Origin of the sequence: Shewanella sp. SW1, assembly GCF_025653545.1 — a bacterium.
Lineage (GTDB): Bacteria > Pseudomonadota > Gammaproteobacteria > Enterobacterales > Shewanellaceae > Shewanella > Shewanella oncorhynchi.
On record NZ_JAKKSG010000002.1, the window covers coordinates 1 to 17,048 of the forward strand.

14 protein-coding genes and 1 rRNA gene are annotated in these 17,048 nt (G+C 45.7%); 2 read left to right on the forward strand and 13 right to left on the reverse strand.

All coding sequences use genetic code 11. The features are described 5' to 3' along the window. Both L5M71_RS01935 and gmhB read right to left on the reverse strand, forming a co-directional pair. Positions 1-209, reverse strand: a 16S ribosomal RNA gene (locus tag L5M71_RS01935); the annotation flags it as partial. 651 nt (positions 210-860) lie between these two features. Further along, positions 861-1,409: a D-glycero-beta-D-manno-heptose 1,7-bisphosphate 7-phosphatase gene (gene gmhB / locus L5M71_RS01940; RefSeq protein ID WP_263206165.1), complete on the reverse strand. Its 549-nt coding sequence runs from the start codon at positions 1,407-1,409 to the stop codon at positions 861-863. A 466-nt stretch (positions 1,410-1,875) separates the two neighbouring features. Between gmhB and L5M71_RS01945 the strand changes: the two genes are divergently transcribed. Together L5M71_RS01945 and L5M71_RS01950 are read left to right on the forward strand one after the other, a co-directional pair. Then, positions 1,876-2,547 (forward strand): GntR family transcriptional regulator, encoded by a 672-nt coding sequence (locus L5M71_RS01945; protein ID WP_028760950.1) that lies wholly within the window; start codon positions 1,876-1,878, stop codon positions 2,545-2,547. 91 nt (positions 2,548-2,638) lie between these two features. Continuing rightward, complete coding sequence (locus L5M71_RS01950) at positions 2,639-3,706, forward strand: ketoacyl-ACP synthase III (protein WP_028760951.1); 1,068 nt, start codon at positions 2,639-2,641, stop codon at positions 3,704-3,706. Between the two features lie 87 nt (positions 3,707-3,793). On the opposite strand, the gene L5M71_RS01955 is transcribed toward L5M71_RS01950, so the two are convergent. The 11 genes from L5M71_RS01955 to zipA form a co-directional block, all read right to left on the reverse strand. After that, complete coding sequence (locus tag L5M71_RS01955; RefSeq protein WP_263206167.1) at positions 3,794-4,387, reverse strand: lecithin retinol acyltransferase family protein; 594 nt, start codon at positions 4,385-4,387, stop codon at positions 3,794-3,796. A gap of 203 nt (positions 4,388-4,590) precedes the next feature. Then, entirely contained in the window at positions 4,591-5,277 is a 687-nt protein-coding gene (locus L5M71_RS01960) for an exonuclease domain-containing protein (RefSeq protein WP_263146377.1), read from the reverse strand. Between the two features lies 1 nt (position 5,278). Further along, complete coding sequence (locus tag L5M71_RS01965) at positions 5,279-7,126, reverse strand: DUF294 nucleotidyltransferase-like domain-containing protein (protein ID WP_263206169.1); 1,848 nt, start codon at positions 7,124-7,126, stop codon at positions 5,279-5,281. A 200-nt stretch (positions 7,127-7,326) separates the two neighbouring features. Beyond that, positions 7,327-9,063 carry a sodium:solute symporter family protein gene (locus L5M71_RS01970; protein ID WP_131523557.1) on the reverse strand — a complete coding sequence of 579 codons (1,737 nt, stop codon included), beginning with the start codon at positions 9,061-9,063 and terminating at the stop codon, positions 7,327-7,329. 11 nt (positions 9,064-9,074) lie between these two features. Next, entirely contained in the window at positions 9,075-9,341 is a 267-nt protein-coding gene (locus tag L5M71_RS01975; RefSeq protein WP_006082142.1) for a DUF4212 domain-containing protein, read from the reverse strand. Positions 9,342-9,973: 632 nt separating this feature from the next. Further along, the gene (locus L5M71_RS01980) at positions 9,974-10,594 is read right to left on the reverse strand and encodes a thiol:disulfide interchange protein DsbA/DsbL (protein ID WP_263138980.1); all 621 of its coding nucleotides are present in this window, start codon (positions 10,592-10,594) and stop codon (positions 9,974-9,976) included. Between the two features lie 121 nt (positions 10,595-10,715). After that, entirely contained in the window at positions 10,716-11,579 is an 864-nt protein-coding gene (locus L5M71_RS01985; protein ID WP_198572821.1) for an NAD(P)-binding domain-containing protein, read from the reverse strand. A gap of 56 nt (positions 11,580-11,635) precedes the next feature. After that, on the reverse strand, positions 11,636-12,841 hold the full coding sequence (locus tag L5M71_RS01990) for an HD-GYP domain-containing protein (protein ID WP_263206171.1): 1,206 nt from the start codon (positions 12,839-12,841) through the stop codon (positions 11,636-11,638). A gap of 222 nt (positions 12,842-13,063) precedes the next feature. After that, entirely contained in the window at positions 13,064-13,549 is a 486-nt protein-coding gene (locus L5M71_RS01995; RefSeq protein ID WP_263183549.1) for a DUF2919 domain-containing protein, read from the reverse strand. A 247-nt stretch (positions 13,550-13,796) separates the two neighbouring features. Then, on the reverse strand, positions 13,797-15,854 hold the full coding sequence (ligA, locus tag L5M71_RS02000; RefSeq protein WP_263183546.1) for an NAD-dependent DNA ligase LigA: 2,058 nt from the start codon (positions 15,852-15,854) through the stop codon (positions 13,797-13,799). Between the two features lie 102 nt (positions 15,855-15,956). Beyond that, on the reverse strand, positions 15,957-17,030 hold the full coding sequence (gene zipA / locus L5M71_RS02005; RefSeq protein ID WP_263206173.1) for a cell division protein ZipA: 1,074 nt from the start codon (positions 17,028-17,030) through the stop codon (positions 15,957-15,959). Positions 17,031-17,048: the final 18 nt, after the last annotated feature.

A 17,048-nucleotide genomic window follows, 5' to 3' on the forward strand; every position in this document is an offset into this window, starting at 1 on the left:
AAGGTCCCCTCCTTTCCCCCGTAGGGCGTATGCGGTATTAGCAGTCGTTTCCAACTGTTATCCCCCTCGACTGGGCAGATCCCTAGGCATTACTCACCCGTCCGCCGCTCGCCACCTCAGAAGTAAACTCCCTTGTGCTGCCGCTCGACTTGCATGTGTTAGGCCTGCCGCCAGCGTTCAATCTGAGCCATGATCAAACTCTTCAATTAAAGTTTTGTTGTTTGACTTTCGTCAAACGGCTCAATGAATTCTACTGTTTTGATTCGCTTTGCTCACTAAGAAGCATTGCGTTTCAATTCATACATTACTGTATGTACATATTACTATGAACACTCAATCACGCTTCCCGTTAAGGAGAATGACTTGAAAACATTGATTTAAATTTTTGACTGCCAACCCGAAGGCTAAGCAGTTTCGATTAACTCAACACCTGTGAGTGTCCACACAGATTTGCTTGATAAATTGTTAAAGAGCATGGTTAGCAGCTTATTCAGCGCTTAACCGTTGACCCCGCTGGGTCAGTGGATGCGCATTATAGGGATGTCAGATTTTACCGCAACCCCTTTGGCGCGAATAATTACGAAAAACGATTCAAGCGCACACTTTTTAAACTAAAAATGGTATTTTAACGCCAATATTATCGAATTTGTGCTGAGTTATGGGGAAAGATAAGGTTCATCAGCGCTAGAAATGACAAGAGCCAACCTATTGGTTAGCTCTTTATGCCATGTTAGATCGCTTTTAACGCAAGGTTCCATTCAACAAGAGCAACAACCCACGCTACTGGCTACTGTAATAGTAGCTAGTTGAGATGAACTTATAAGCAAATGTTTATCTGCTTATAAGTAGTAGCGTAGCGACTAGCCTAGGCTTTTTAAGTAAGCCGGCACATCGGCAATACTGTCGAGTACCACTGTGGCATCACTGTCATCGGCAATAACCTTACCACTGCGCACGAATATACGTGTAGTCACGCCCGCCGCTTTCGCTGCCTGCATATCTTCGGCTTTGTCGCCAACCATGACTGAGTGCGCTAAGTCGATTTTTAAGAATTGCGCCGCATCATTAAGCATACCCGGCTTAGGTTTGCGGCAATCACAGTCGACCTTATATTCCCCTATGCCTTTCTCGGCATGGTGCGGGCAATAGTAAATACCATCGAGCTCGACCCCTTTATCGGCAAAGTTCCAATCCATCCACTCCGTTAAGCTGTGGAATTGGTCTTCAGTATACATGCCACGGGCAATACCGGATTGATTAGTGACGACAACTAACTTGTAGCCCATTTCTTTTAAAGAGAGGCAAGATTCAAACACACCGTCAATATATTCGAAGTCATCCACTAGGTGGACATAACCATGGTCTTTGTTAATCACACCATCACGGTCTAAAAATACTGCTCGACTCACTGTAATACTCCCAAATCGCCTAAGGCGTTATCGCGCTATTATTCCATTCATTATCAGAAATTGCACCGCGAAGTTATGCTTTTAGCGCTAAATTGCACGTTAGTGATATTTCGTGGCTGTACAGGCAAATCTCTATGGACAGCTTGTGTCTATGCGAGATAGTAATTGTCCCACCAAATCAGCGTACAAAAAATCCAGCAGTGAAATGTGTAATTGCACTGTTTAATCAAAATACTCAATCGAAGAAGCTGAACAGCGTTTTTACAAATAATTGCCACTGTTACCATCGAAGCCACTCGCAAGTAATGCGCTTCAAATCGTAAGAGAAAACCACAAAAAAACCCGTCGTTTGGACATTGTTAGTCTCTTAGATGCTGCACTCAATCAAGCATTTCCCTTTATTTGTGGTGTTTTTAACGGTAATCTTGGGCAAATAACGAGAAAATACCCGAAATAGACGGAAATAATGAGTCGAACTACGCCTATCGTCCACAAAACCCGCACCCAGTTAGTTGTGGAAGTGCTCAGAGAGAGAATTCTTTCAGGTGACATAGCCGCAGGAGAACCCCTCAGACAAAGTGCCTTGGCTGAAGCGTTAAATGTCAGCCGTATTCCGGTGAGAGAAGCATTATTGCAACTCGAAGCCGAAGGACTCGTTAAGTTTGAGCCCCATAAAGGTGCGACCGCGACCGTGTTATCCGTCGAACAAGTCACCGAACTTTTTGAATTACGTGCAATGATCGAAACCGATCTGCTTGCGAAAGCGATCCCACGACTTCAAGAGGCTGATTTAGAAAAAGCAGAACGTGTACTCGAGCAATTGGAGTCGGCCTTCAAACATGAAGATGCCGTCGCCAGTTGGAGCGAGTTGAATACGCAATTTCACACTTGCTTATATCAGGCGGCTAATCGCCCACACACCCTTGAGGTTGTTCACGGCCTCAATACTAATTGTGATAGATACATTCGTTTGCAGTTATTGCTCGCGGGGGGAATTCCTGCCGCAGAGCATGAGCACAGGGCTTTGCTCAACCACTGCAAACTGAGAGAAACAGAAAAAGCGACGGCGCTACTGCGTCATCATATTCTGCATGCCGCAATGACAATTCGAGATCTCGTCGCCAAACAGGTGGTCTAGATCACGGACGGCCATTAGAGTTGCCGATAAGCTTTGTTGTCGATTCAAGGCAGCGCTCAGGTTCTGCCTTTTTTATTTGAGAGAAACCACCATGCAGTACGCCACTATCACAGGTTGGGGCAAATGTGTTCCACCAGCCACGCTGACTAACGATGATCTTGCTACCTTTATCGAGACATCCGACGAATGGATTAAATCTCGCACAGGGATCAGCCAGCGCCATATCAGTCATGTAAATACCTCTGAACTTGCTTCAGTTGCAGCACAACGTGCGCTCGCAGCTGCAGGTATTGATGGCAGTGAAATCGACATGATCATTCTGGCCAGTGCCAGCCCAGACACTTTGATCCCAAATATTGCATCCACTGTACAAGCTAATATTGGCGCCAGTTGTGCCGCATTCGATATCAATGCTGCCTGCAGTGGCTTTTTATATGGCTTAGGTTTAGCCAGCTCACAAATCAAGAGTGGCCAGAGCAAGAAAGTATTAGTCATTGGTGCTGAACGTTTATCTTTCTATTTAGATTGGTCGCGCCGCGAAACCGCAGTGCTATTTGGTGATGGTGCGGGTGCCGTTGTGGTTGAAGCGACAGATGTTGCCGGTGGCGTGCTCGGTTATGAGCTGAATAACGATCCTGAAGGTCGTGATATTCTGAAAGCGGGCTTTGGCACGGCGATGGACAGATTCTCAGCCGACTCATTGGACTTTTTCATTGAATTCGATGGCCAAGAAATCTTCAAGCGTGCGATTAACGGAATGAATAAATTGAGCACTAAAGTGCTTGAAAAATGTGGTGTTGATAAGGATGAAGTGGATCTCGTGATCCCGCATCAAGCCAACGAACGTATTATTGATACCTTAGTTAGCCGAATGAAAATCCCGAAAGAAAAAGCCTTCGTGAACATCGCTAATTATGGCAATACCTCGGCGGCGACGATTCCAATTGCCATTTGTGATGCGTTAGAACAAGGCATTATCAAGCCGAATCAAACCATACTCTCTTGTGCCTTTGGCGCAGGCTTAACCTCTGCCGCACTCTTGCTGCAATGGGGAAATCGCGTCACACCTATCAATATCAGTGATGCCGAGTTACCGCCTTGTGATAAAACAGGCATAGAGTTAGTCAAACGCGCTGTAGATTATTTTTGTAAGCCGTAAACGGTTTTTGCAAAACGATTACATAGTGTTTCACTAAAACAAAAAGCCATCTTAAGCGATGGCTTTTTTAGTATATGACTACAGAACTTATTCATTCAGCTTGCTAATGATCATCTCATCCCAATAGATAGCTTGATTAAAGTGTTCGGCGAGTTTTTGATTTAACTCATTAAAGCCTTTAATCACGCCTTCGCTACCACTAATACAAGACCAGACAAATCGATGGCAATTATTGTCGAATAAATCATATTCCCGATACTGATAAATCGCCTGTTCAGCGCGGGGCAACACAGACTCGGCAATAAGAGGCTGATGTTGGTGATTACAGGCAAGATAGATTTGGCTACCGGTCCGTCCCGCTAAAAAACGCTTTACCGATACAGCCCGCACCAGCCCTGAGCCATGTAACTCTACGAGGCAATCATCACCAAGCCAAATGCCAGTATGCTCAATCACGCCAAAAACATAACAACAGACGATACTGCCAGGAATTGGCGACACTTGTTTTAATCCCTTTTGCCATTGACTCGGCGGTGCCACCATAGCGCGATTGGCAACGGGGTACTTAGGGGCCTTACCGAGTAATCTGTCACGCTCAAGCTGTTGACGCTGCTCGCGCTCATCGGCCAGCAAAACCGCACCGATTACGGCACCACCCACCCAAAGTAAAGGTAACGGCATCATATTCTCCTACCCACTCAACTTAGTAGAGTGAAGTACAAGTTGGTTGGATTGCCAAGTTAACGGCAGGTTGAATTCGAACAGAGGATTAAATGTAAACTGAGTTTAGCTTGTCAGTGATTAACCTAAGATGAAATCCAGATGAAACCAATCCATCTCAAATGAATTCACTCACCACAAATAGTGATTTCTGTTAGCACTGACTAAGTCGATTTTTGCAGTAAATCAGCCACAGTAAGCTTTGCCGCACCGCCCATAGCAGCCATTTGCGCAAGTAATAATTCCCCACAAGCTAAGGCATCGGTCAGCGCGCTATGGGCCGTATAAATGGGTAAACCATAACGTTCGCGACAAGCGCCAAGGCGCAAACTCCCCTCTTTAATCACTGAGTGCTCCCGTAGTAAACGGTGCTTTTCAACCATTAAAGTATCGATTGCAGGTAAAACAAGGGCTTGATGATAAATCGTCAATAAATCCTGCTGTAAAAAACGACAATCTAAAGGGGCATGATGTGCCACCAGCACGCGTCCATAGGTTTGATTGATAAACCAGCCCATGGCTTCCTCAATGGTGACGGCTTGTACCAAATGATTATCAAGAATGCCGTGAATCGTCGCACTTTGGCCTACACTACCGCGAATTTGCACTAACTTTTGCTCGGCGCGTGCCAACGGGATCTCACCGCGCTCAATCGGCACCAATCCAATGCTGAGAATTTGATCTTGCTGTGGATTGAGCCCTGTCATCTCCAAATCCATCGCCGTTAACGGCGCTTCGGATAACGGCATTGCCAGTAGAGGCAACAGCGACTGATAATAGCCTTTAAATAAATGATGTTGGCAACGCAGCGCCCGCCAATTGAGCTGAGTTTTCAGCAACAATGTATTCATATCAAAAGCTTCGCATAAATTTCATCTTCATCCCCGCCTGCGCCTCATGTACGACTTTAAAAGCGTCACGTAACTGATGACGAACCAGCGAAGATAAATGCCCAGGCAGCAAATAATTACTCACCTCTACCCCTTGATTATGTTGATAACCTTGGTTCGATAACCGCATATGGGCGATAAACTCGTGGGCATCAGCCAAATTGAGCGCATCTTGTCGATTGAGAATATTCGCATCCATCAAGGCACGAATACGTTTTGCAGTATTCACTTCTTTAATGCCCGCAGACAAGGCATAAACACGGGCAATATCGTTAATCAAAGCATTACCTTTATGCTTCAAATCTATGCCTTTAACTTCGCTACCATCCCGCTCGAGTACAAATTTGCGGAAAAATCCAAGCGGCGGCGACTCCACCAGCGAATTGCCTGTCATACCCGCGAGGAAAATATCGTTATCGCGGGTTTGAGCCAAGACTTTATCCTGTAAGGCATCAAACAGGGTTTGTGGACCGTAAACCGATCGCATATCGAAGAAGATGCTGGCGTGCATTAACGCCTTAGGCTCAGGCGTTATGACCCATTTTTCAAATACCTGTTGCCACTGTTTGAGTGACATCCGCCATTGGGGATTTTGCGCCATAATATTGCCGGGACAAAATTCATAACCACATTGGTCAAGCCCTGCGCATACGGCATGGGTTAAGGCATCAAAGTAACCTTTAGCAAAATCATCCATCTCTTCTGCGACTAACAAGCCATTATCTTGATCTGAACACGCAGCCTGATCTTGTCGTCCCTGCGAGCCAAATGCCAACCAGCAAAAGGCCATGGGCGGTTCACCGAGTAATTGCTGATTGAGCACAATTAATCGCCGCGTCAGCGCATCGGTGACAGAGGTTAACACTCGGCCAATTTCTTCAGCTCTGGCATCGGCACTAATAAGATTTTGCAGCAATAGGGGAATTTGCTTACTGACGCCAATTAAACTGGCAAGATCCTGCTGCCGTTCAATCTCACCAATCAACAGTAGCGGTTGTGAGCCCTGCCCGCGCAAGATGTCGGTACTGGTCACCATACCGATAGCTTTATCTTGATCGATAATCGGTAAGTGATGAATGTTATGCTCACTCATCAGCAGCATAGCTTCAAAAATCAATGCATTGGAGGAAATCGAGATAGGTGAAACGGTCATGGCTTGATGCACAGCAACGCTGCCATCAAGCCCTGCTGCTAACACGCGATTACGCAAATCCTTATCGGTTAAAATGCCAACCAATTTATGATTATCCGTCACCAATAAGGACGATACTCGGCGATTTCGCATCAAGAGTGCCGCCTGAGTCACGCTAGCTTGGGCATCAATAACGATGGGAGTGGAAGACATTAACGTGCTGATCCGACTTGTGGTCGTCAGATCCTTTGCCTTAAAGCGGGCCTCATGGCGTAAACGCTTTGCGAAGGCGCGGGTAAAAAACTTATCGAAGTGACGACTCTCACTCCTAAGGCTATCAAACAAGGCTTGGGGCAGATGATAAACTAGACCGTCTTCAAGAATCGCGACTTTATTAACGACTTTTTCCCCTGATAACAAAGTAGAAAAGCCAAAAAACTCCCCCTCGCCCACTCTATCCACCAACACGCCGTCAGGATCGCGCACCTCAAAGGCGCCGCTACGCACCATATACAACTTAGGCGAATTCGCGTCGAAATTAACATAACCAGAGACTTTGCTGTAATACCCAACAGTAACAGCCTTAGCGCAGCGCACGACTACATCCTCAGGCAGAGCATCAAAGGGCACAAGTCCCTGTAGAAATTGCACTACGGGTTGTAACTCACTGGCATTCATAGGCAACACCTTCTTTAGGCGAATTTTTACTGAGATGTCATCACTATAGCCTGCATTGTCGCTACGCTACATTCGACTAAAGTCAGCCGCAAGCATAATAAAGTGACTCCCCACAGAGTGATAAAGGCAGGCCAAAAGAGGCAATAAAAAAGAGCGCCGAAGCGCTCTCTTGTGTTGATACTCACCATTACGCAGTAAGGTTAGTGTCCGCTTGCTTCACCCGAACCTTTAGGGAAACGAATCGATTCAACCATCTCCTGAACATGCAGTGGTGTTGCCGCAGTGACTCGACTCACTATCGCTGCCACACCGAAGTTCACTAACATGCCTACCATACCAATACCTTCTGGTGAAATACCCAGGAACCAGTTAGCAGCTATGTTAGCCGTTGGATCAACAAACTTGAAGTAGATGATATAACCCGCAGTAAACAGTAGACCCGTTAACATACCGGCAATCGCACCTTCTTTGTTCATCGTCTTAGAGAAAATACCCATAACAATGGCAGGGAACAGTGAGGAAGCCGCTAATCCGAAGGCGAATGCCACCACTGCCGCCACGAAACCAGGAGGGTTCACCCCAAAGTAACCCGCAATCACAATGCCGATACCTGCCGCCAAGCGAGCGTATAGCAGCTCTTTTTTATCGGAAAGGTTAGGCATTAAATTCTTTTTCAATAGGTCGTGTGAAACCGACGTTGAAATCACCAATAGCAAGCCTGCAGATGTTGATAACGCTGCTGCTAAACCACCCGCCGCCACGAGGGCGATAACCCAAGCTGGTAAATTAGCGATTTCTGGCGTAGCAAGTACGATAATATCGTTATCAATCTTCATTTCATTTTTGCTAGCGGGATCTTCAATCTTACCTGACGAATAGTAAATTTTACCGTCGCCATTTTTGTCATCCCACTTAATCAAACCGGTTTTTTCCCAGTTCTTAATCCAATCTGGTGCAGACTCATAAGCCACACCTTTAGAATCGGGACCGTTAATAGTTTCAATCATGTTCACGCGGGAGAACGCTGCTAACGCAGGCACTGTGGTGTACATAATCGCAATAAAAACAAGCGACCATCCGGCAGTGATACGTGCATCCTTCACTTTAGGTACAGTGAAGAAACGCACGATAACATGGGGTAAACCCGCAGTACCCACCATCAAGGCACCCGTAATACAGAACACATCTATCATGCTCTTAGAACCGTCGGTGTAAGGTGCAAAGCCGAGCTCAACCGAAACGTTATTGAGTTTTTCTAACAAATACACACCGCTATTATTACCAGCGGCATCCAGTAACTCAGCACCAAAACCAATTTGCGGAACTAAGTGGCCCGTCATCATCACTGAAAGGAAAATAGCCGGAACCATAAAGGCGAAAATCAGTACACAGTATTGGGCAACCTGAGTGTAGGTAATCCCTTTCATACCACCGAGTACCGCGTAGAAGAACACGACCGCCATACCTATATATACGCCCGTATCCACATCCACTTCAAGGAAACGCGAGAACACAACACCCACGCCACGCATTTGCCCTGCAATATACGTAAAGCAAATAAAGATAGCGCAGATAACCGCGACTGTACGTGCCGCCTGTGAGTAATAACGCTCACCGACGAAATCTGGCACAGTAAACTTACCAAATTTACGTAAATACGGTGCCATACAAAGGGCAAGCAATACGTAGCCGCCCGTCCAGCCCATCAAGTACACGCTACCATCGTAACCGACGAAAGACACAATACCCGCTAACGAAATAAATGACGCCGCTGACATCCAATCTGCCGCCGTTGCCATACCGTTCACCACAGGGTGAACACCGCCGCCAGCAACATAGAACTCTTTGGTTGAACCCGCACGGGTCCAGATTGCAATCCCAATGTAGAGCGCAAATGAGAGCCCTACGATAATATATGTGAGTGTTTGAACATCCATCTCAAAGCTCCTTAGTCTTCTTGTACGTTATATTTTTTATCTAAGGCGTTGGCTTTTGCCGCGTAGACAAAGATAAGCGCAACGAATACATACATAGATCCCTGTTGTGCAAACCAGAAACCTAATTTGAATCCCATGAAATGGACTTCATTGAGTACATCAACCAATAAAATGCCGCATCCAAAAGAAACTGCCGCCCAAATGGCTAATAAGCTCAGTACGAGACGAATATTCTCGCGCCAATAACCCTTTGCCTTGTCGTTGTTTTCAAAACCCATAGTGACTCCCCTGTGCTGTTTTAATTTTAAGTCATGTTTAATCTAGCAACAGCTGGTGTGAGCACAATCACGACTTTCGTCTAACCCGTGATTCAAAACACTGTCTGCAAATAGCGAATAGAAACAAATTCAAAGAGTTAACAATGATATTACATTTCGATACGGTTTTAACTTTTTTAACAGGTTAGACCAATGTCGAACATGAATGAGTGGGATGTGAATGGAGAAAGAGGATTTTCATCCAATAAATAGAAATAACTTATTGTCTGAACTAGGGAAATTAGAAATTTAAATGACCTTTAATACGGCTCTAGACTGGCTAAAAATCAGATGATTTAAGATTTTTAGCCTAGATTATTGAGGGTTTTAATCATGAGTTTCTCAATCAATTAGAGACGTTAAATCTCTCATCAAACCTAGGTCAGGCCAATTGCTTACCGTTTTATTTCATCATGTTATTTCGTCAAAATGTTAGGGTTTGACTCACTGCCTCTTTGCAGGTTTACAACAAAAAATAACCCAGCCTATGCTGGGTTACTCAATCTACCTTGAGGAAACGTGACTAAGCGTTACTCGCAACAAGCGGCTTTCATCGCATGATACATCGCGTGCCGTCCGTCTATAAAATGCCGTTACTTCGCAGCTAAAAACCTCACTAACGCCGCCAATTCTTCTGCGGTATGTGCGGTTGAGGTCAGCATATAACGGCCATTAACCAATAATGACGGTACCCCCTTGATCCCAGCAAGCTCAGCTTGAGAGTCATAATTCATTAGAGTGAATTTAGCATCGACGGAATTCATCGCGGCATCGACATCACCCACCTTAGCGCCTTGGGCAATGAAAAAGGCTTTTACTTGCTCTAGGGTGGTAAATTGCTCACCTTTCTCATGAATTTGCTTAAAAATGGCACCATGGGTTTGCTTAGTCATCTTTAATTTTTGCGCCATATAATAGGCAAACTGGCTCAATTCCCAAGCAGGACGACCTGCACCAACGGGGGTACGCTCAAAGGCCACATCTTTGCCAAGCAGCTTTACTGTCGACTCAATGAGCGGTTCTTGCTTATAACAATGTGTACAGTTATAAGAAAAAAACTCCCGCAGCACTGGCTTTTGCGTTTCGGTAATGCCCGCCACAGTGACATAATCCTTGCCTTCTTCGAAACTTGCAGCCTGCAGGGCAAAGCTGGCACTCAGCATTAATCCGCACGCAAATACTGCTATAGGTCGAACTCGATTAAACACGCTCATTATATTGTCTCTTTTTATTCGTCGTTTGTTTAAATAAGGATTACACATTTGCTCAAGCAAACTTGGGACCCAAAGATAACCTAAAAGTTCGACTTTTACCTTTTACAGTAATGAACCTTTCTCAACATGCCGCTAGCATATCCAGCGGCGAAACATACTGATATCGAAAGCCTAAATCTGTGACAATCGCGTCAGCTTGGATGACTTTACTCGGCATAGATTGTTGATTAAATTCTGGCGCGACTAAACCTAGAGATTCGGCAGCAGCTTGATAAAACTCAGCTTTAGTCGGATGTGAAGGTGCGCAAAGATTATAAATCGGCGCCACTGATAATCCAGAATGAGTTGCCGCGAGAATTGCGCTAACGGCGCGCACACAGTCACTAAGATGGACTAAATTTACCGCGACATTCGCCCCACTCACATCGGTTTTTCCAGCAAGAAAACGCCCAGGATGACGTTTAGGACCGACGAGTCCAGCAAAACGAACGATACAGGTATGGGGCAATGCTTGAAATAAAGCTTCAGCATCTAACAGCACTTGGCTATCGCTTGATTCTGCCATCGCATCGGCTTCTGTCATCAATTTATCTTGGGTCGGATATACACCCGTAGTGCTGATAAACACAATCCGCTGATATTGCCAGCCTTGAGTTAATGCGATGAGTTGTTGTAATTCTTCAAGATAAGCGGCATTACCACGCTTTAATCGGGGAGGAATATTGACCACTAAATAATCGGTCTGAAATAAACCGCTTAACGCCTGAGCATCGGGGGCAGAGGATGCTTCGTGGCCCAATTGCAGCGGATAGGCTTCAATCCCGACTTCAGTTAATACCGATAATTCTTCGGCACTGCGCTTACAGCCAGTGACTCGATAGCCCTCATGGACAAGTTGCTTTGCCAAAGCAAAACCAAACCAACCACAACCGACCAAAGCAACACTGGATTTTACTGCGCTGTTTTCTGCTTTTACATTCGCCATATTAGCCCTAAGGGAATCACATCAGCGGATAGAATACGGAACTTAGCGTATAAGATTCAAGTTTGTAGCGAACTAAAATAAAAACTAATCCCTTTATCGACTTGTAATGTACGAATAGCCCCCTCGGACAACTCTTCCGCCTTGATGGCTTTTTGTACTGTCACGCCTTCATTACTTAAAAAACGCAGCGATGGTTCACTGCCATCCTCTTTGCAGGCCCACACTTGGGGTTGACTCACATCTTTAGTCGTCATCATGACTTTTGCGATACAGCCATCGGAGAGTTTCACTATGGTTCCTGGTGGATAAATACCGAGAATTTTAACCAAAATAGCGATTAAAGATTCGGCATGTTTAGTGGCCCGATTCTTAAACAAATAACCTAAAGCGACTTGAGGGGAGGATATTTGTTGACCACTGAGCTGTTGATCGTAGTCATTTGCCAAACTTACGATCTGCGTAATGATAGGAATTTTATGGTCAGTTAACCCATCAGGGAAACCTGAACCGTCAATAAACTCATGGTGGTGTAGCACAATGTGGAGTACTTCTTTTGGGAATAATCCGGAACGATTGAGCATGTCATAGGCGAAATTAGGGTGCATTTGCAGATAATTTGACTCATGAGGTGTTAAGGCTCCACGCTTACGGCGAATAACATCAGGTACCTTAAGTTTACCAATATCATGTAACAAACTACCAAGAGCAATATCACGCAGTTCCCTTGGACTTAAATCCAGTGCATGGCCCATCATCATTGCTAATACTGCCACGGAGACGCCGTGCTGGGTCACACTGACATCGTTATCATCCATTCCAACCAAAGTGAGGAAAGGTTTTTCAACTTCCTGTAGATGGCTGAGCAAGTCTTCTACCAATGACGCCGACAATCGATAGGCACCTTCGGGATCACTGGCTATCTTGCCAAATACATTTCTGCAGTTATTTACGTTCTCAAGGAAACGTTTTTGGCTTAAACGTATCGCCTTACGGGTATCGGCCTTAAGATCTCGCTCAGGTGGAACTTCAATTTCATCTTCAACATCCTTATCTTCCCTAACTGTCTCCGATCCGCGATTCAATTCAGATAACAAAAAAACATAGGGAACACCTAAGCCACGGATCATTTCGATTTGAGCGGCACTGCTAATATCAACACGGTTAAATAAAAAAGGGTGGTTCGTCCATGACAAAGGCAACTTGACTCTCATGCCAAGTTGAATTTCTGACAGTAACAACTTTTTTTGAGGTACTTTTGCCACGCAATATGACTCCTTTCAAATGTAATGTGGGTATAAACAGATGGCCTCATCTGCGTATCCAACAGGGCACATTTAAGCTAAGTACATATAACTATAGATGATTCAAAGAATTCAATGGCGAAATAAGGTAAAAATCCTTATCAAACTGAGGGATAGAACACATCGTCATGTGCCCCACCGCTCAGATCTAAATAAAGTTATTATATAACAATACGATAAAAACTAAGGCTGAAGTTCTTTAGCTTCTTCTTTTGGCCAATCACGGAGGTAATAACTGAGTCGCTTCGATTTAATAAGATAAATACTCGACCAAAACAACATTAAAGCATCTAAAGCAAGACTCCAATGAAACAGAAATTGGCCATGGAACAATCGCTGACCCAACAAAACGCCATCAATAATCAACAGCAACCACAACCCCCATTTTAAATGCACAAAAATCGGTCTTAACCATTGGGGCGAACGTCGACGTTCAGCTATCACCACAAGATAAATCAAAACCGCGCCAAGTCCCGCACCGAGTGCTAGCAAAAAATCTGACTTTTCAGGGTAAAAAATCCGCACTAACTCAGAACGATCACCCATCTGAGTCAGCGAGGCGATAAAAATACACCAACCACGCGCGAGATAAGCCAAAAGCGCATATAAAAAGATGGGCGGTTTAATGTGGCCTTTATCATCGAGCCAAGTGATGTGACTAAAATTCAAATAGGTTTCCAATCAGCAAAATCTAAAACAGCATATCAAGGAGATGGTGCCAATCGCGGTTAATTCAATAGCCAAAGCAGATAATCTTTCCGCACCTTGATTATTTTCAGACAAAAAAATAGCGCCTTAAGCCAGGCGCTATTTAATATCGACTATTCGGCGGTTTCCCACCTTGATACAAGGCTGCAGCCGCTACAGCCAACATTGAATCAACATCAAGCCAACGCCCTCTCTCAACTGACGCCAATCAAGCGTTAGCCGCGAGAAGGGCTAACAACTCATCTTCATCCATCACTTTAACACCAAGCTCCTGCGCTTTAGCCAGTTTTGAACCTGCCGCCTCACCTGCCACTAAACAATCGGTATTTTTGGAGACACTGCCTGCCACTTTCGCCCCCAGCGCCTGCAACTGCGCTTTAGCATCATTGCGATTGAGCTGATTTAAGGTGCCAGTCAATACCCAAGTTTGGCCTTTAAGCGGCTGAGCATCTGCACTAGGTGCTTCAATGGCGGGCCAATGAACACCAGCAGCAACTAAAGCATCAATAACTTCAAGGTTATGGGGCTGGTCAAAAAAATGGGCCACATGCTGGGCAACGACAGCACCAACATCTTCTACTTCAGTTAACTGCTCCACAGTTGCCTCCCGCAGCGCATCTAGACTGGCAAAGTGCGCCGCCAGGTTTGCTGCCGTCGCCTCGCCCACTTCGCGAATACCTAAGCCATATAAGAAACGCGCGAGAGTGGTGGTTTTGGCTGCTTCAATCGCGGCAGCTAAATTGGTTGCCGACTTCATCCCCATGCGGTCAAGCATAGTCATCATAGAAGCGGTGAGCTTAAACAGATCCGCAGGACTTTGGACGAGTTCTTTATCAATCAATTGCTCAACGACTTTGTCGCCCATACCATCGATATCTAAAGCCTTGCGGGATGCAAAATGCTTAATCGCTTCTTTACGCTGCGCTTCGCAGAATAAACCACCGCTACAGCGAGCCACAGCCTCACCTTCTAGGCGCTCGACTAAACTGCCGCATACAGGGCAATTGTGTGGGAATACAATATCAGTCGCTGTTTCAGGGCGTCTTTCGGGCACTATGGCAACAATTTGTGGGATAACATCGCCAGCGCGGCGGATAATCACCGTATCACCGACCTTAATGCCTAAACGGGCAATTTCATCGGCATTGTGCAGAGTTGCATTTGATACAGTGACGCCGCCAACAAACACTGGCTTTAAGCGTGCTACTGGCGTGACAGCACCTGTGCGGCCCACTTGAAAATCAACGCCTTCAAGTTGGGTCATTTCTTCCTGTGCGGGGAACTTATAAGCAATCGCCCAGCGGGGTGATTTAGCCACAAAGCCTAAACGTTGCTGCTGGGCAATGTCGTTAACTTTCATCACTACGCCATCGATTTCAAAGGCTAAATCACCGCGACGGCTGAGAATATCTTTGTAGTAGTCATAAACTTGGCTTAGTTCAGCGCAGACTTTGATTTCGCTACTTACGGGTAAGCCCCACGATTTAAGCTGCTGTAACTGCTCGAAATGGGTTTTAGCTAACGGATGGGAATCCGGCTCCACCACACCGAGCGCATAGGCATAAAAAGCCAATGAACGGGCAGCAGTAATTTTACTGTCAAGTTGTCGCAAGCTACCGGCTGCTGCGTTACGCGGATTCACGAAGAGTTTTTCATCTTTGGCGCGCGCCCTGTCATTCAAAGCTTCAAAAGCGGCTTTTGGCATAAAAGCCTCGCCGCGCACTTCAACGAGCTCGGGAAAATCATGACCACGTAATTTAAGCGGGATCGATTTAATGGTTTTAACATTTCCAGTGATGTCTTCACCCACTGAACCATCGCCGCGCGTCGCCGCACGCTCGAGCACACCATGGCGATACAAGATACTCACGGCAAGGCCATCGAGTTTAGGCTCACAACAAAAGCTCACCTCACCCACTTTATCGGTGACACGCTTATGGAAAGCACTGAAATCCGCCTCATCGAAGGCGTTATCTAGGCTTAACATAGGCTTAAGGTGCGTGATTTGCTCAAACTTAGCCAGTGCCAATCCGCCCACCCTTTGAGTCGGTGAATCAGCGACAATCAAATGGGGATACAAGGCTTCTAACTTGAGTAAACGCTGCATCAACCTGTCGTACTCAGAATCGGTAATGCTCGGAGCATCGTCCACATAGTAACGAATGTTGTGCTCGTTCAGCGATTGGCTGAGCGCCTGCATCACCTGCGATGCGTTTTCTGGGGTGACGTCTTTAGACAGAAGTATATCGAGTTGAATGTCTTGCATATTCTTTATCCAGAATTCTTTAGATCACAAAAAGTAGATCACAAAAAATGAGGCCGCAATCGCGGCCTCATCAATCTATTAACCGCCAAATTGCGGCGTCGGCTAAGCGTTAGCGCGAATGCGGTGTAAATAATCTTGCTTAGTGAACTCACCCCAAGGTTGGCGTTGTCCGTCAAGCACCACCGCATCGATATCATCCGCGAGTTGACGCGCCGAGTTAAGCATAATCGAGAAGTTCATTAGGGCGTCACCGTAACAAGGCAAAGTCATGAAAAACACCACGCCTTGGGTACTGAACTGCTCCATATTATCAGGATCAAACACGCCAGGCTTTAGCATATTCGCTATCGAGAACAATACTTTACCATTGCCAGCATTATCCACATGGCGATGGAAAATATTCATATCGCCATATTTAAAATTCAAGGTTAAGAAACAAGGCAGCAATTCGGCGCCGTTAAGCTGTAGACCCTCTTTAGCGACCACGTGTAATACCAGTACGTCGCGTGGTTCACCTAACTCATCTGCAGCGGCTTGTTCAACAACCTCTTCTTGATAGCTATCTTCTTTATATTCATTTTCGTCAAACAAGGCCGTTTGCTGCGGAGCTGCACTACGTAACGCATGTTCCTGTTCAGCTGCTTTTTGCGCGACAATAGCCGCATGGGATTGACCCATTGGCGGAGTTTGCATGCTCGCTTGAGTGTTCAAAACGGGCTCTTGACGCGAGACTTTCGGGCCACGGTGTTGCTCTTTTGCCACGGGTGGCTGCAAGCTAAAATCAGGCTGAGCTGTCACAGGCTCGTGTTTAGGGCCAACTTTCAACTCTGGTTTAAATTCTGCTGATTTAAACTCTTGTGGTTTAAATTCAGGCTTTGGTTCTAGCTTTACTTCCTGCTTCAAATAAGGATTGGCCGCAGGAGTTTCATTGTTAGGTGCAAGTTCACCGGCTTTGCGCACGCGTACGGCGCCAATACCATCGGCATCAAACCCTTCTGAATCGATCCGCTTCGGACTCGGCTCACCTTTCTCAGCCTGTTTCTTATAAAAGTTGCTCATTGGGCTATCTTTCAATGATTTAGGCTGTTGTCTTCTGATAGACCAAAATCCATGCACCAGCACAGCAACTATGGCTATGGCGCCTAAAACGAACAATACTAGTTGCAAATCTTCCATTGGTTACCCTGTCTTTCT

Bases quoted from the DNA above. Each gene is read 5' to 3' on its own strand.
- L5M71_RS01945 (WP_028760950.1), top strand. From the start codon at position 1,876: ATGAGTCGAACTACGCCTATCGTCCACAAAACCCGCACCCAGTTAGTT.
- L5M71_RS01950 (WP_028760951.1), top strand. From the start codon at position 2,639: ATGCAGTACGCCACTATCACAGGTTGGGGCAAATGTGTTCCACCAGCC.
- L5M71_RS01955 (WP_263206167.1), bottom strand. From the start codon at position 4,387: ATGCCGTTACCTTTACTTTGGGTGGGTGGTGCCGTAATCGGTGCGGTT.
- L5M71_RS01960 (WP_263146377.1), bottom strand. From the start codon at position 5,277: ATGAATACATTGTTGCTGAAAACTCAGCTCAATTGGCGGGCGCTGCGT.
- L5M71_RS01965 (WP_263206169.1), bottom strand. From the start codon at position 7,126: ATGAATGCCAGTGAGTTACAACCCGTAGTGCAATTTCTACAGGGACTT.
- L5M71_RS01970 (WP_131523557.1), bottom strand. From the start codon at position 9,063: ATGGATGTTCAAACACTCACATATATTATCGTAGGGCTCTCATTTGCG.
- L5M71_RS01975 (WP_006082142.1), bottom strand. From the start codon at position 9,341: ATGGGTTTTGAAAACAACGACAAGGCAAAGGGTTATTGGCGCGAGAAT.
- L5M71_RS01980 (WP_263138980.1), bottom strand. From the start codon at position 10,594: ATGAGCGTGTTTAATCGAGTTCGACCTATAGCAGTATTTGCGTGCGGA.
- L5M71_RS01985 (WP_198572821.1), bottom strand. From the start codon at position 11,579: ATGGCGAATGTAAAAGCAGAAAACAGCGCAGTAAAATCCAGTGTTGCT.
- ligA (WP_263183546.1), bottom strand. From the start codon at position 15,854: ATGCAAGACATTCAACTCGATATACTTCTGTCTAAAGACGTCACCCCA.
- zipA (WP_263206173.1), bottom strand. From the start codon at position 17,030: ATGGAAGATTTGCAACTAGTATTGTTCGTTTTAGGCGCCATAGCCATA.